Annotated in this window: 7 protein-coding genes; 1 reads left to right on the top strand and 6 read right to left on the bottom strand. The window is 65.6% G+C overall.

Annotated elements, in window-relative coordinates; translation table 11 throughout:
- Positions 1-10: 10 nt before the first annotated feature.
- From RCP37_RS03545 to RCP37_RS03525, 5 genes are all read right to left on the bottom strand, one after another.
- Positions 11-1,492, bottom strand: a complete 1,482-nt coding sequence (locus RCP37_RS03545) for a glutamate-cysteine ligase family protein (protein WP_308485638.1) — start codon at positions 1,490-1,492, stop codon at positions 11-13.
- Between the two features lie 164 nt (positions 1,493-1,656).
- Positions 1,657-5,607, bottom strand: coding sequence for a DNA-directed RNA polymerase subunit beta' (locus RCP37_RS03540; protein ID WP_308485637.1), 3,951 nt, complete (start codon positions 5,605-5,607; stop codon positions 1,657-1,659).
- Between the two features lie 38 nt (positions 5,608-5,645).
- Positions 5,646-9,194 (bottom strand): DNA-directed RNA polymerase subunit beta, encoded by a 3,549-nt coding sequence (rpoB, locus tag RCP37_RS03535; protein ID WP_308485636.1) that lies wholly within the window; start codon positions 9,192-9,194, stop codon positions 5,646-5,648.
- A 379-nt stretch (positions 9,195-9,573) separates the two neighbouring features.
- Positions 9,574-10,626 (bottom strand): ABC transporter ATP-binding protein, encoded by a 1,053-nt coding sequence (locus RCP37_RS03530; RefSeq protein ID WP_308485635.1) that lies wholly within the window; start codon positions 10,624-10,626, stop codon positions 9,574-9,576.
- A gap of 94 nt (positions 10,627-10,720) precedes the next feature.
- Entirely contained in the window at positions 10,721-12,223 is a 1,503-nt protein-coding gene (locus RCP37_RS03525; protein WP_308485634.1) for a carotenoid oxygenase family protein, read from the bottom strand.
- Positions 12,224-12,292: 69 nt separating this feature from the next.
- On the opposite strand from RCP37_RS03525, the gene RCP37_RS03520 reads away from it, so the two are divergent.
- A complete protein-coding gene (locus RCP37_RS03520; protein WP_308486923.1) occupies positions 12,293-12,991 on the top strand; it encodes a TetR/AcrR family transcriptional regulator in 699 nt (232 codons plus the stop codon).
- A 71-nt stretch (positions 12,992-13,062) separates the two neighbouring features.
- On the opposite strand, the gene rplL is transcribed toward RCP37_RS03520, so the two are convergent.
- Positions 13,063-13,449 (bottom strand): 50S ribosomal protein L7/L12, encoded by a 387-nt coding sequence (gene rplL / locus RCP37_RS03515; RefSeq protein ID WP_308485633.1) that lies wholly within the window; start codon positions 13,447-13,449, stop codon positions 13,063-13,065.
- Between the last annotated feature and the right edge of the window lie 11 nt (positions 13,450-13,460).

Raw genomic sequence — 13,460 nt, 5'->3', positions numbered from 1 at the left:
GCCAGCCTAGTCAACCCATGTCGGTCGGCCAGGTGTGCACCGGCTCGTTGGTGTGCATGTGCGTGCAGTACCGGCTCAGCATCTCCGCCAGCGCGGCCGTCCGGCTCAGGCCCTGCGCCTGCAACGCTCGGACCGTCGACACCTGCCAGGTAGCGCCGTTGCGTCCCGTTGCCACCCGGTCGGCGATGATGCCGAGGAACCGGTCGGTCACCTCGGCAGCCACACCCCACTCGTCAAGCCCTTGGCGGGCCAGCGGCAACAACTCGCGCTGGGTCAGTTCGGGCACACTCACCTCGCCCAGCTCCGGCCAGAACAGTCGGGCGTCCATACCGTGGCGCGCGGCCCGCCGAAAGTTGTCGTGCGCCACCGCAAAACTCATCTGTGTCCACAGCGGGCGCTGATCGCGGGCCAGTCTGCGCAACAGGCCGTAATAGAACACCGCATTGGCCACCATGTCGGCGACCGTCGGACCCGAGGGCAGGACCCGGTTCTCCACCCGGAGGTGCGGCCGTCCGTCGACGACGTCATAGACCGGGCGATTCCAGCGGTACACCGTGCCGTTGTGCAGACGCAGCTCGGCCAGTTGCGGGGTGCGTCCCTGCGCCAGTTCGTCGGCCGGGTCCTCCTCGGAGACCTCGGGCAGCAGCGACGGGAAGTAACGCACGTTCTCCTCGAACAGGTCGAAGATCGAGGTGATCCACCGCTCGCCGAACCACACCCGGGGCCGCACCCCCTGGTTCTTCAGTTCGTCGGGCCGGGTGTCGGTGGATTGCGCGAACAACTCCACCCGGGTCTCCGCCCACAGGCGGTGGCCGAAGAAGTAGGGCGAGTTGGCGCCGATCGCCAGTTGCGGGCCGGCCAGTACCTGGGCGGCGTTCCAGTGGTTGGCGAAGTCGGCCGGCGAAACCTGCAGGTGCAACTGCATGCTGGTGCACGCCGATTCCGGTGCGATGTTCTCGGCATGCAGGTTCAGCGGCTCGGGGCCGTCGATGTCGATGTCGATGTCTTCGCCGCGCGCGGCGAAGATCGAGTCGTTGAGTGCCGCGTATCGCGCCGAATCACTCATCCAGTCACCGGCCAGATGCTCGGGCATCAGGGTGGGCAAGATGCCGATCATCACGATGCCTGCGTCGTTTGCGCGGGCTTTGGCCTGCGCCTCATTGAGGCTGGCACGCACCTCGGCTTCCAGTTCCAGCGCCGCGCGCGCAGTGAACTGACGGGGCGGCACGTTGAATTCGATGTTGTAGGAACCCAATTCGCGTTGGAACGCCGGATCGTCGATCGAGGACAACACACCGGCATTCGACATAGCCGGCCGATGGTCGTCGTCGATCAGGTTGCCCTCGATCTCCATGCCCGTCAGCGGCGGCTCACACTCGAAGCTGGCCTGCGCCAGCATCGTCTCGAAAACATCCAGGCACTGCTGAATCTTGAGCCGGTATTGGCGGCGCTGGGTGCGCGAGTAGCTGGTGCGGTCGACTTCGTCCCCCATCTCAACGATGCAACCTGGTCTGCTGGCAGGCCGCAACCTGCGGGCGCGTCGAGTCGGAATCCTGCGACGCGACACGCCGCGGCGACGTCGCCGTTCTCCGTTTCGGAGCCCAGATACGAAAAAGGCCCCGGGGGTATACGCCCCGGGGCCTTTCTCGTTGATGACTAGCGGTAGTCGCTGTATCCGTAGTCGTCCAGCGGAACCGCGGCACCGGTGGCGGCGCCGAAGTCCGGGCTGTAGTACTGATCCTCGTAGGACGGGATCGTGTACGCAGCGGCCCGGGCCTCTTCGGTGGGCTGCACGGCAATGTTGCGGTACCGGTTGATGCCGGTGCCGGCCGGGATCAGCTTGCCGATGATCACGTTCTCCTTCAGGCCCTGCAGCTTGTCGCTGCGGCAGTTGATCGCCGCATCGGTCAGCACGCGGGTGGTCTCCTGGAAGGAAGCCGCCGACAGCCACGAGTCGGTGGCCAGCGACGCCTTGGTGATACCCATCAGCACCGGACGTCCGGCCGCGGGCTCCAAGCCCTCGGCCACCACACGACGGTTCGCAGTCTCGAACTCGGCCCGCTCGGTCAGCGAACCGGGCAGGAACTCCGTGGCACCCGAGTCGATGATGGTCACCCGGCGCAGCATCTGCCGGACGATCACCTCGATGTGCTTGTCGTGGATCGACACACCCTGGGCCCGGTAGACCTGCTGGACCTCGTTGACCAGGTGGATCTGCACCTCACGCGGGCCCTGCACGCGCAGCACCTCGTGCGGGTCAGCCGAGCCCTCCATGAGCTGCTGGCCGACCTCGACGTGGTCGCCGTCGGACAGCAACCGCTCCGAGCCGTCCTCGTGCTTGAACACACGCAGCCGCTGACGCTTGGGCAGCTTGTCGTAGACCACTTCCTCGCCACCGTCATCCGGCACGATCGTGATCTTGTAGAACTTCTCGCCCTCTTCCAGCTGCACCCGTCCGGCGACGTCGGCGATCGGCGCCTTGCCACGCGGAATTCGGGCCTCGAACAGCTCCTGGACACGCGGCAGACCACCGGTGATGTCGTCACCGACGCCACCCTGGTGGAAGGTACGCATGGTCAGCTGAGTACCGGGCTCACCGATGGACTGGGCGGCGACGATGCCGACCGCCTCACCGATGTCGACCAGCTTGCCGGTGGCCATCGATCGGCCGTAGCAGGTGGCGCAGACCCCGGTACCGGTGGCGCAGGTCAGCACCGAACGCACCTTGACGCCTGTGATGCCGGCAGCCAGCAGCGCCTCGATCGACGGGTCGCCGAGGTCATGACCGCGCTCGATGACGACCTTGCCCTTTTCGTCGACCGCGTCAACGGCCAACGTGCGGGCGTAGGCAGACGTCTCGATGAACGCGTTGCGGATCAGCGATCCGTCGGCCTGAGCCTCGGCCAAGTCGACGATGATGCCGCGCTCGGTGCCGCAGTCGTGCTCGCGCACGATCACGTCCTGCGAAACGTCGACCAGACGACGCGTCAGGTAACCCGAGTCAGCGGTACGCAGCGCGGTGTCCGCCAAGCCCTTTCGGGCGCCGTGGGTGTTGATGAAGTACTCCAACACCGTCAGGCCCTCACGGAACGAGGACTTGATCGGGCGCGGGATGAACTCACCCTTCGGGTTGGTCACCAGACCCTTCATGCCCGCCAGCGTCCGGGTCTGGGTGAAGTTACCCGTAGCACCGGAGTCGACGATCGTGATGATCGGGTTGTCGGCCGGGTAGTGGTCACGCAGCGCCTGACCCACTTCCTCGGTGGCTTCCTTCCAGATCTCCACCAGCGCCTCGTTGCGCTCTTCGCGGTTGAGAGCGCCACGCTGGAACTGCTTCTCCAGCTTGTCGGCACGCTCCTCGTAAGAGTCGAGGATCTCCTTCTTACGCGGCGGCACCAGCACGTCGGCCATCGAGACCGTGACCCCCGAACGGGTGGCCCAATGGAAGCCAGCGTCCTTGAGCTTGTCGACGGTCTGGGCGACCACGATCATCGGGTAGCGCTCGGCCAGGTCGTTGATGATGACGGCCTGAACCTTCTTGTGCATCTGCTTGTTGACGAACGGGTACCCGGTCGGCAGCAGCTCGTTGAACAGCACCCGGCCCAGCGTGGTCTCAGCGATCCAGGCGCCGCCCGGACGCCAGCCGTTCACGCCGAACAGCTCGGTCTCCACCTCGGCCGGCGGCCGCAGCTGGTCCAGACGCACCTTGATCTTGGCCCGCACGCTCAGCGCACCGCGGTCGACGGCCATGATCGCCTCGGCCGGCGAGGAGTACACGCCGGTCTCCGGACGGTCCTTGGCAGCCGGGGCGTATTCGCCTGTCTCACCCTCGATCTCGGTGGTCAGGTAGTACAACCCGGTAACCATGTCCAGTCGCGGCATGGCCAGCGGACGACCCGAGGCCGGCGACAGGATGTTGTTGCTCGACAGCATCAGGATGCGGGCCTCGGCCTGCGCCTCGGCACTCAGCGGCAGGTGGACTGCCATCTGGTCACCGTCGAAGTCGGCGTTGAAGGCCTCACACACCAGCGGGTGCAGCTGAATGGCCTTGCCTTCCACCAGCTGCGGCTCGAAGGCCTGGATACCCAGGCGGTGCAGCGTGGGTGCACGGTTGAGCAGCACCGGGTGCTCGGCGATGACCTCTTCGAGGACGTCCCACACCTGGGGACGCTGCCGCTCCACCATCCGCTTGGCGCTCTTGATGTTCTGCGCGTGGTTGAGGTCAACCAGTCGCTTCATCACGAACGGCTTGAACAGCTCCAGAGCCATCAGCTTGGGCAGACCACACTGGTGCAGCTTGAGCTGCGGACCGACCACGATCACCGAACGGCCCGAGTAGTCGACACGCTTACCGAGCAGGTTCTGACGGAACCGGCCCTGCTTGCCCTTGAGCAGGTCGGAGAGCGACTTCAGCGGGCGGTTGCCCGGGCCGGTGACCGGCCGGCCGCGACGGCCGTTGTCGAACAGCGCGTCGACGGACTCCTGCAGCATCCGCTTCTCGTTGTTGACGATGATCTCGGGAGCGCCGAGGTCGATCAGTCGCTTGAGGCGGTTGTTGCGGTTGATGACCCGGCGGTACAGGTCGTTGAGGTCGGAGGTCGCGAAGCGGCCACCGTCGAGCTGCACCATCGGACGCAGCTCCGGCGGAATCACCGGCACCGCGTTGAGGACCATGCCCATCGGGGAGTTACCCGACTGCTGGAATGCGGCGACCACCTTGAGGCGCTTGAGAGCACGAAGCTTCTTCTGCCCCTTGCCGTTCTTGATGATGTCGCGCAGCAGCTCGGCCTCGGCGTGGATGTCGAAGGTCTCGATCAGCTTCTGGATCGACTCCGCACCCATGGCACCGGTGAAGTACTCGCCGTAACGGTCCACCAGCTCGCGGTAGACGGTCTCGTCGATGATCAGCTGCTTGGGAGCCAGCTTGACGAAGGTGTCCCAGATGTTGTCGAGGCGGTCCAGCTCACGCTGGGCGCGGTCGCGCAGCTGACGCATTTCGCGCTCGCCGCCGTCGCGAACCTTGCGGCGCACATCGGCTTTCGCGCCCTCGGCCTCCAGCTCGGCCAGGTCGGCCTCCAGCTTCTGGGCGCGGGCTTCCAGGTCGGCGTCCCGCTGGTCCTCGACCGACTTCTTCTCGACGACCATCTCGGCTTCCAGCGTGGACAGCTCGTTGTGGCGCATCTCGGTGTCGACGCTGGTGATGACGTAGGCCGCGAAGTAGATGATCTTCTCGAGGTCCTTGGGCGCCAGGTCCAGCAGGTAGCCCAAGCGCGACGGAACGCCCTTGAAGTACCAGATGTGGGTGACCGGGGCGGCCAGTTCGATGTGGCCCATCCGCTCACGACGCACCTTGGCGCGAGTTACCTCGACGCCACAGCGCTCACAGATGATGCCCTTGAAGCGCACCCGCTTGTACTTGCCGCAGTAGCACTCCCAGTCGCGAGTCGGTCCGAAGATCTTCTCGCAGAACAGGCCGTCCTTCTCGGGCTTGAGCGTGCGGTAGTTGATCGTTTCCGGCTTCTTGACCTCACCGTAGGACCATTGCCGGATGTCCTCCGCGGTCGCCAGGCCGATGCGGAGCTCATCGAAGAAGTTGACGTCGAGCACGTAACTCCCTTTCCCCTTGCGGGTTTAGTAGCTGGTAATTAAGCGAGGTCTTCCACCGAAGCGGATTCGTTGCGGGACAGGTTGATTCCCAGGTTGGCGGCTGCCCGCTCCAGGTCCTCGTCCTCGCCTTCGCGCAATTCGATCGCCGCACCGTCCTTCGCCAGCACCTCAACGTTGAGGCACAGCGACTGCAGCTCTTTGAGCAGCACCTTGAAGGACTCCGGGATACCCGGCTCGGGGATGTTCTCGCCCTTGACGATCGCCTCGTAGACCTTGACACGGCCGACCGTGTCGTCGGACTTGATCGTCAGCAACTCCTGCAGCGTGTACGCCGCACCGTAGGCCTGCATGGCCCAGCACTCCATTTCACCGAACCGCTGGCCACCGAACTGCGCCTTACCGCCCAGCGGCTGCTGGGTGATCATCGAGTACGGACCGGTGGAACGCGCGTGGATCTTGTCGTCCACCAGGTGGTGCAGCTTCATGATGTACATGTAGCCGACGGTCACCGGGTACGGGAACGGCTCACCAGAGCGACCGTCGAACAGCATCGCCTTGCCGTCACCGTTGACCATGACCTCGCCGTCGCGGTTGGCCAGCGTCGAGGACAGCAGGCCCTGCAGCTCGGCCTCCCGCGCACCGTCGAACACCGGGGTCGCGGTGCGGGTGTCGGCTCCGGCGGAGTACAGCTCCTCGGGGAGCTTGTCCGCCCAGTCCGGCACACCGGCCGCCACATCGATGTTCCAACCGGTCTTGGCGATCCAGCCCAGGTGGGTCTCCAGGATCTGACCGATGTTCATACGTCGCGGCACACCGTGGGTGTTCAAGATGATGTCGACCGGGGTGCCGTCCGGCAGGAACGGCATGTCCTCGGCCGGCAGGATCTTGCCGATGACGCCCTTGTTGCCGTGGCGACCGGCCAGCTTGTCACCGTCGGAGATCTTGCGCTTCTGCGCGACGTAGACGCGCACCAGCTCGTTGACCCCGGCGGGCAGCTCGTCGTCGTCCTCGCGGGAGAACACCCGGATGCCGATGACCTTGCCGGACTCACCGTGCGGCACCTTCAGCGAGGTGTCGCGGACTTCGCGGGCCTTCTCGCCGAAGATCGCACGCAGCAGCCGCTCCTCGGGCGTCAGCTCGGTCTCACCCTTGGGGGTGACCTTGCCGACCAGGATGTCGCCGTCGCGGACCTCGGCGCCGATGCGGACGATGCCCCGCTCGTCGAGGTCAGCCAGCACCTCGTCGGAGACGTTCGGGATGTCCCGAGTGATCTCCTCGGCGCCCAGCTTGGTGTCGCGGGCGTCGATCTCATGCTCCTCGATGTGAATCGAGGTCAGCGTGTCCTCCTCGACCAGCCTGTTGGACAGGATGATCGCGTCCTCGTAGTTGTGCCCTTCCCACGGCATGATCGCCACGAGCAGGTTCTTGCCCAGGGCCATCTCGCCGTTGTCGGTGCACGGGCCGTCCGCGATCACCTGGCCGGCCTCGACACGCTGGCCGGCGTCGACGATCGGACGCTGGTTGGCGCAGGTGCCGTGGTTGGACCGGTTGAACTTGCGCATCCGATAGGTCTGCCGGGTGCCGTCATCGGCCATCACCGTGACGTAGTCGGCGGACACCTCCTCGATGACACCGGTCTTGTCGGCGACGATCACGTCGCCGGCGTCGATCGCGGCGCGCAGCTCCATGCCGGTACCGACCAGCGGTGCCTCGCTGCGCACCAGCGGAACCGCCTGACGCTGCATGTTGGCACCCATCAGGGCACGGTTGGCGTCGTCGTGCTCGAGGAACGGAATCATGGCCGTGGCCACCGAAACCATCTGGCGCGGCGAGACGTCCATGTAGTCGACCTCCGCCGACGACACGTACTCGACCTCGCCACCCTTACGGCGGACCAGAACGCGGTCCTCGGTGAAGCGGCCGTCGTCCTCCAGCGGCGAGTTGGCCTGCGCCACAACGTGGCGGTCCTCCTCGTCGGCGGTCAGGTACTCGATGTCGTCGCTGACCACACCGTCGTTGACCTTGCGGTACGGGGTCTCGATGAAGCCGAACGGGTTGACCCGCGCGTACACCGATAGGGACCCGATCAGACCGATGTTGGGGCCTTCCGGGGTCTCGATCGGACACATCCGGCCGTAGTGGGACGGGTGCACGTCACGAACTTCCAGGCCGGCCCGCTCACGCGACAGACCACCCGGCCCCAGCGCCGACAGACGGCGCTTGTGGGTCAGACCCGACAACGGGTTGTTCTGGTCCATGAACTGGGAGAGCTGGCTGGTGCCGAAGAACTCCTTGATCGCGGCGACCACCGGGCGGATGTTGATCAGGGTCTGCGGCGTGATGGCCTCGACGTCCTGGGTGGTCATCCGCTCGCGGACCACGCGCTCCATCCGGGACAGCCCGACCCGGATCTGGTTCTGGATCAGCTCACCCACGGTGCGCAGACGCCGGTTGCCGAAGTGGTCGATGTCGTCGACCTCGACGGGCACCTCGACGCCGCCCGGCACCGTCATGGTGGCGGACACGCCCTCCTGAGCGGCCTGGTGCAGACGCACCAGGTACTCGATGGTGGCCACGATGTCCTCTTCGGTCAGCGTGGTCGGCTGCGACTCGCCCGGGTTGGCGGTCAGGCCCAGCTTCTTGTTGATCTTGTAGCGACCCACGCGCGCCAGGTCGTAGCGCTTCTCCTTGAAGAACAGGTTCTCCAGCAGAGTCTGCGCGGACTCCTTGGTGGGGGGCTCGCCCGGACGCAGCTTGCGGTAGATGTCCAGCAGCGCCTCGTCGGGGCTGGCGGCACTGTCCTTCTCCAGCGTCGACATCATGATCTCGGAGAAGCCGAAGCGCTCGCGGATCTGCTCGGAGGTCCAGCCCAGCGCCTTGAGCAAGATGGTAACCGGCTGACGGCGCTTGCGGTCGATACGAACGCCGACCAGGTCGCGCTTGTCGACGTCGAACTCCAGCCAGGCGCCGCGGCCCGGGATCACCTTCACCGAGTGCAGCGTCTTCTCGGTCGACTTGTCGATGTTGGCGTCGAAGTACACACCGGGCGAACGCACCAGCTGGGAGACAACGACACGCTCGGTGCCGTTGATGATGAAGGTGCCCTTCTCGGTCATCATCGGGAAGTCACCCATGAACACCGTCTGGCTCTTGATCTCGCCGGTGTTGTTGTTGATGAACTCCGCGGTGACGAACAACGGGGCCGCGTACGTCATGTCCTTGTCGCGGCACTCCTCGACGGGGGCCTTGACCTCGTCGAACCGCGGGTCAGAGAACGACAGCGACATTGAGCCGGAGAAGTCCTCAATCGGGGACAGCTCTTCGAGAACCTCTTCGAGGCCACCCTTGGGCGCAGAACCGGTCTGCGCGGCCATCTTCTCGCGCCACTCCGACGCCCCGATCAGCCACTGGAACGAGTCGGTCTGCACATCGAGCAGACCCGGAACCTCGAGGGGTTCACGCAGCTTGGCGAAGGAGACCCGGTTCGGGGCCCCGGGCACAGAACTATTGGGAGAATTCTGGGTGGTAGTACCTGAAGCGTTCTTTTTGCTCTGGCGGGAGACTGCCAAGATGCATCCTTCCAGCACCTAATGCGGCCAGCGGATCCCGGCTCTCACCGGATCCCGTTCGCTGCGAATATTCGACCGTTGGTTCGGCTGGCGAACAATCTGTCCGGTCTCACGCACAGCCAAACCACGAGGTAACAGGCCTTAAACGAATCAATAAACGTGACTCAGGCTGTACTGCGGTGTTCGGGTGCGGGTAAGGGATGGGCAGGAGGAAGCCAGCGCAACGTCCAACAATAGCGCAGGCTGGCGCAATCCTCAACTGCGATGTGCCGGGACCCTATCGGCGCTGGCTGATCTCCGCCGGGCTCTCCGCACGTGTACTGGTGACCAGATTGGACCGTTTAGGTCCGTCCGTCAAGAGCTGACACGGCGCAGGACCGGCAGGGACGGCAAAGTCTTAGCCGGGCGGGGTCGGGATCGATGCAGTGGGAGCCTCTTCGTCGGCCGGGAACTGGTGCACGGCGTACCTGTGGGTGCCCTCGAGATCGTCCCGGATGGCCGCCTGAGCGTTGGGCGGCAAGGTGTGCAGAATCTCGCGCACCCGAGCCCTGCGGCGTGCCACGCCCATGCGCTCCGGCAGGCCGGGGGTCGCGCTGAGCTGGGGCGGCACGCCCTCGATCTCTTCGACGCCGCCGTCGCTCTGGCCGGCGGCGATCATGGCCTCCTCGGCCGCCGCGGTCGCCTGGTCCTTCTCCTCGGACATACCGATCGGTCCGATACGCCGTCCGTTGAGGAACTGGCGGACCACCGGCTCCTCAGACGTCAGCAGCACCTCGCGGGGCCCGAACATCACCAACTCCTTGCGGAACAGCATCCCGATGTTGTCCGGCACGGTGCGGGCAATGTTGATGTTGTGCGTGACGATGAGGATGGTGGCGTCGATCTGGGCGTTGATGTCGATCAACAGCTGGCTCAGGTACGCGGTGCGGACCGGGTCCAGACCGGAGTCCGGCTCGTCACAGAGGATGATCTTCGGGTCGAGAACCAGGGCGCGGGCCAGGCCGGCACGCTTGCGCATACCGCCGGAGATCTCACCCGGGAACTTGTAGCCGTCGTTGGGCATACCGACCATCTCGAGCTTCTCCATGACGATGTCACGGATTTCCTTCTCGGACTTCTTGGTGTGCTCACGCAGCGGGAAGGCGGTGTTGTCGTAGATGTTCATCGAGCCGAACAGCGCGCCGTCCTGGAACAGCACGCCGAACAGCGTGCGGATCTCGTAGAGCTCCTTGGCCGAACACTGCAGGATGTCGGTGCCGTCGATGACGATCGAACCGCGCTCGGGGCGCAAGAGGCCGATCAGCGACTTCAAGAACACGGACTTGCCGGTACCGGAGGGCCCGAGCAGAACGCTGACCTCTCCCTCGGGAATCGTCATGGAGACGTCTTCCCAGATCCGGGCCGATCCGAAGGACTTGGTAAGCCCCTGTACCTCGATGGCGACACCCATTAGTGAGGTCCTTCCGCAACGTCGTTCGTGCCACGACTGGCTTGTGGCTTGGGCCACTGTAGCGCACAGGTGCGACCCTTATCGGCGGTCCGCCTCAGTCGGTGGGTGTCCAATTGCCATGGAAGCCCATCGGAACCCGTTGCGGCAGGTGCACGGTGGCGACCGACTCACAGGTCGCGGCGTCGAGTATCACTAATTGTCCCTCGTTTTGGCCGCGGTGGTGGCCCATCCCGATCAGAATGCCGTCGTCCTCGTCGCGCCCACCAGGCCTTGGCACGAACGACATCTCGCCGAGCACCAGCTGCGGGTCGATCGGCGCGGTGATACTCGAGCCGGTCAGGTAGTCGTGTTTGTACAGCGCTGTCGACATCTCCGCCTGGACGTCTCCGATGAAGCCGCCGTCGATCCCGACCGTGTAACCGAAGCGGTGCTTGGACCCCAGCAGACAGTCGTTGATCCGGGGGAATTCCTGCGGCCGGTCGTCACGAGACTCCGCGCGCACCGCGCCGGTGTCGAGGTTGATGGTCCAGCGGTCCAGGGTCGGCGGGGCGTCACCGGGGCCGCGCCGGTCGACGTCGAAGACCTTCGCGTAGCGCACCACGTCAAGCACCAGCAGTTCCTGCCCGGTCGGCGAGACCTCGGTGTAGGCGTTGAGCGGGTGGAAGACATAGCAGGGTTCGACGTCGAACCACCGCACTGTCGGCTCACCTTCGCGCGGCATGACTCCGATGCGCGCCGGATAGTCCGCATTCCAGGAGTACGGCAGCCCGCCCGGCGGCCGGCTGTCGCGGTTGACCATCGCAGTGATCGGACTGGGCATCCGAACCCTGCCGACAAGGCTGCTCAGCACCATCCGCGCGGGCGCCTTGAGCCAGCGCGGCATGCTCACCGGCAGCACCTGCGCCGAGTCGAAGGTGACCGGCAGGTCGTAGACCACGACGTACTTCTCGGTCAGGGAGAAGTCGTGCATCATCGGCGACCCGGTCACCTCGATGTCGACGGTGCGCCGCGCCCGCCCGGCGGAGTCGATCACCGAGTACTGCACGGTCTTGCCCCGCGCAAACGAATAGGACACGGCGTGCAACTCACCGGTGAGCGGGTCGCGGTGCGGGTGCGCCGCGTAGCCCCCGGCCAGGGTGCCGTCGAAGTCGCAGGTGCCCACCGTGTCGAGGTCCTCGGTGAGCTCATAGTTGGCGACGCCACCTTCTACCAGCGCCAGCGTCTTGCCGGCATGGCCGAGCACGTTGGTGTTGGGCCCGACGGACTGCATCCCGGCCCGCACGTTCAGCCGGGCCGGTCGCGGTTCGCCCAGCGCGGCACAGACCGCCGGCGTGCGCACCCAGCGGTTGCGGTACCAGCGGGCCTGGCCGTCGCCCAGCGCCACGCCGTGCACCATGGGGTCGCCGGTGAACCAGTGGTAGGTGGCCGGATCGACCTCGGCCACCGGGTTCGGACCGTTGCGAAGGTAGCGGCCGTCGAGATAGTCCGGGATCTGGCCCGTGACGCGGAGGTCGGTGACGGTCAGCTCGGTCTGCACCGGCCCCATGACGCCCTCCAAATAAGGGTTGGCGACGGGGGCTGCCTCACTGGTGGTCATACCCGCTCCTATAACACTGTTATTTCAACGTTATAGGTACCGTACGCTGGCTGTGAAACGATGGCAACCGTGACTTCGCAGCCCGAGCGGACCGTACGCGAGGACCTGCTTGCCGCGGCCCTCGGGCTGCTCGACGAGCATGGACCCGACGCGTTGCAGACCCGCAGAGTAGCCAGCACCGCTAGGACTTCGACGATGGCGGTCTACACCCACTTCGGCGGAATGCCGCAGCTGATCGCCGCGATCGCCGAGGAGGGCCTGCGCCAGTTCGATGTGGCGTTGACGATCCCCGCCACCGATGATCCGGTCGCCGACCTACTGGCCACCGGGATCGCCTACCGCAATTTCGCGATCGAACGGCCGCACCTCTACCGGCTGATGTTCGGCAGCACCAGCGCGCACGGCATCAACGCGCCGGCTCACAACATGCTCACGCTCGACACCGCCCAGATCGACGTCGAGGTGCCCAGCTTCGCGCACCTGGTTCGGGGCGTACACCGATCGATAACGGCCGGCCGGCTCACAGTGGATCACGGCGATACCGCCGTGGTGGCGGCCGCTGCGCAGTTCTGGACGGTGATGCACGGCTTCATGATGTTGGAATTGGCCGGCTTCTTCGGCGACGTGAACGACGGGCTAGCGGCGGCAATCCAGGTGTTGAGCCCGATGACGCTCAGTCTGCTGGTTGCCCTGGGCGACACCCCGGAGCGGGCGGCACAGTCGCTGGCCGCGGCGGCCGCACAGGCCGAGCTGAACAGCCCGCAATAGCCGGAAATAGCAGAAGCCCCCGGGACCTCGCGGGTCCCGGGGGCTTCCCCTGTTCAGTGCTGTAGTCGAAGCTACTTGACGGTGACGGTGGCGCCAGCCGCCTCGAGCTTGGCCTTGGCGTCCTCGGCAGCCTCCTTGGCGACCTTCTCCAGCAGCGGCTTGGGAGCGCTGTCGACCAGGTCCTTGGCTTCCTTCAGACCCAGGCCGGACACGACCTCGCGGACGACCTTGATGACGCCGATCTTCTTCTCGCCAGCCGACTCCAGGATGACGTCGAACTCGCTCTGCTCCTCGCCAGCCTCAGCGGCGGGGGCAGCGCCCGCGACGGCGGCCACGGCGACCGGAGCCGCAGCGGTGACGTCGAAGGTCTCCTCGAACTGCTTCACGAACTCCGACAGCTCCAGCAGGGTCATCTCTTTGAAGACGTCGAGCAGCTCTTCGGTGGAAATTTTGGCCATGATTTCGGTCC

The sequence above is a fragment of the Mycolicibacter sp. MU0102 genome, assembly GCF_963378105.1.
Lineage (GTDB): Bacteria > Actinomycetota > Actinomycetes > Mycobacteriales > Mycobacteriaceae > Mycobacterium > Mycobacterium holstebronense.
Note: the sequence above shows the minus strand (reverse complement) of the source record. Positions and strands in the feature narration are given on the sequence as shown.

Coding starts and splice junctions, on each gene's coding strand:
- RCP37_RS03545 (WP_308485638.1), bottom strand. CDS start 1,492: ATGGGGGACGAAGTCGACCGCACCAGCTACTCGCGCACCCAGCGCCGC.
- RCP37_RS03530 (WP_308485635.1), bottom strand. CDS start 10,626: ATGGGTGTCGCCATCGAGGTACAGGGGCTTACCAAGTCCTTCGGATCG.
- RCP37_RS03525 (WP_308485634.1), bottom strand. CDS start 12,223: ATGACCACCAGTGAGGCAGCCCCCGTCGCCAACCCTTATTTGGAGGGC.
- rplL (WP_308485633.1), bottom strand. CDS start 13,449: ATGGCCAAAATTTCCACCGAAGAGCTGCTCGACGTCTTCAAAGAGATG.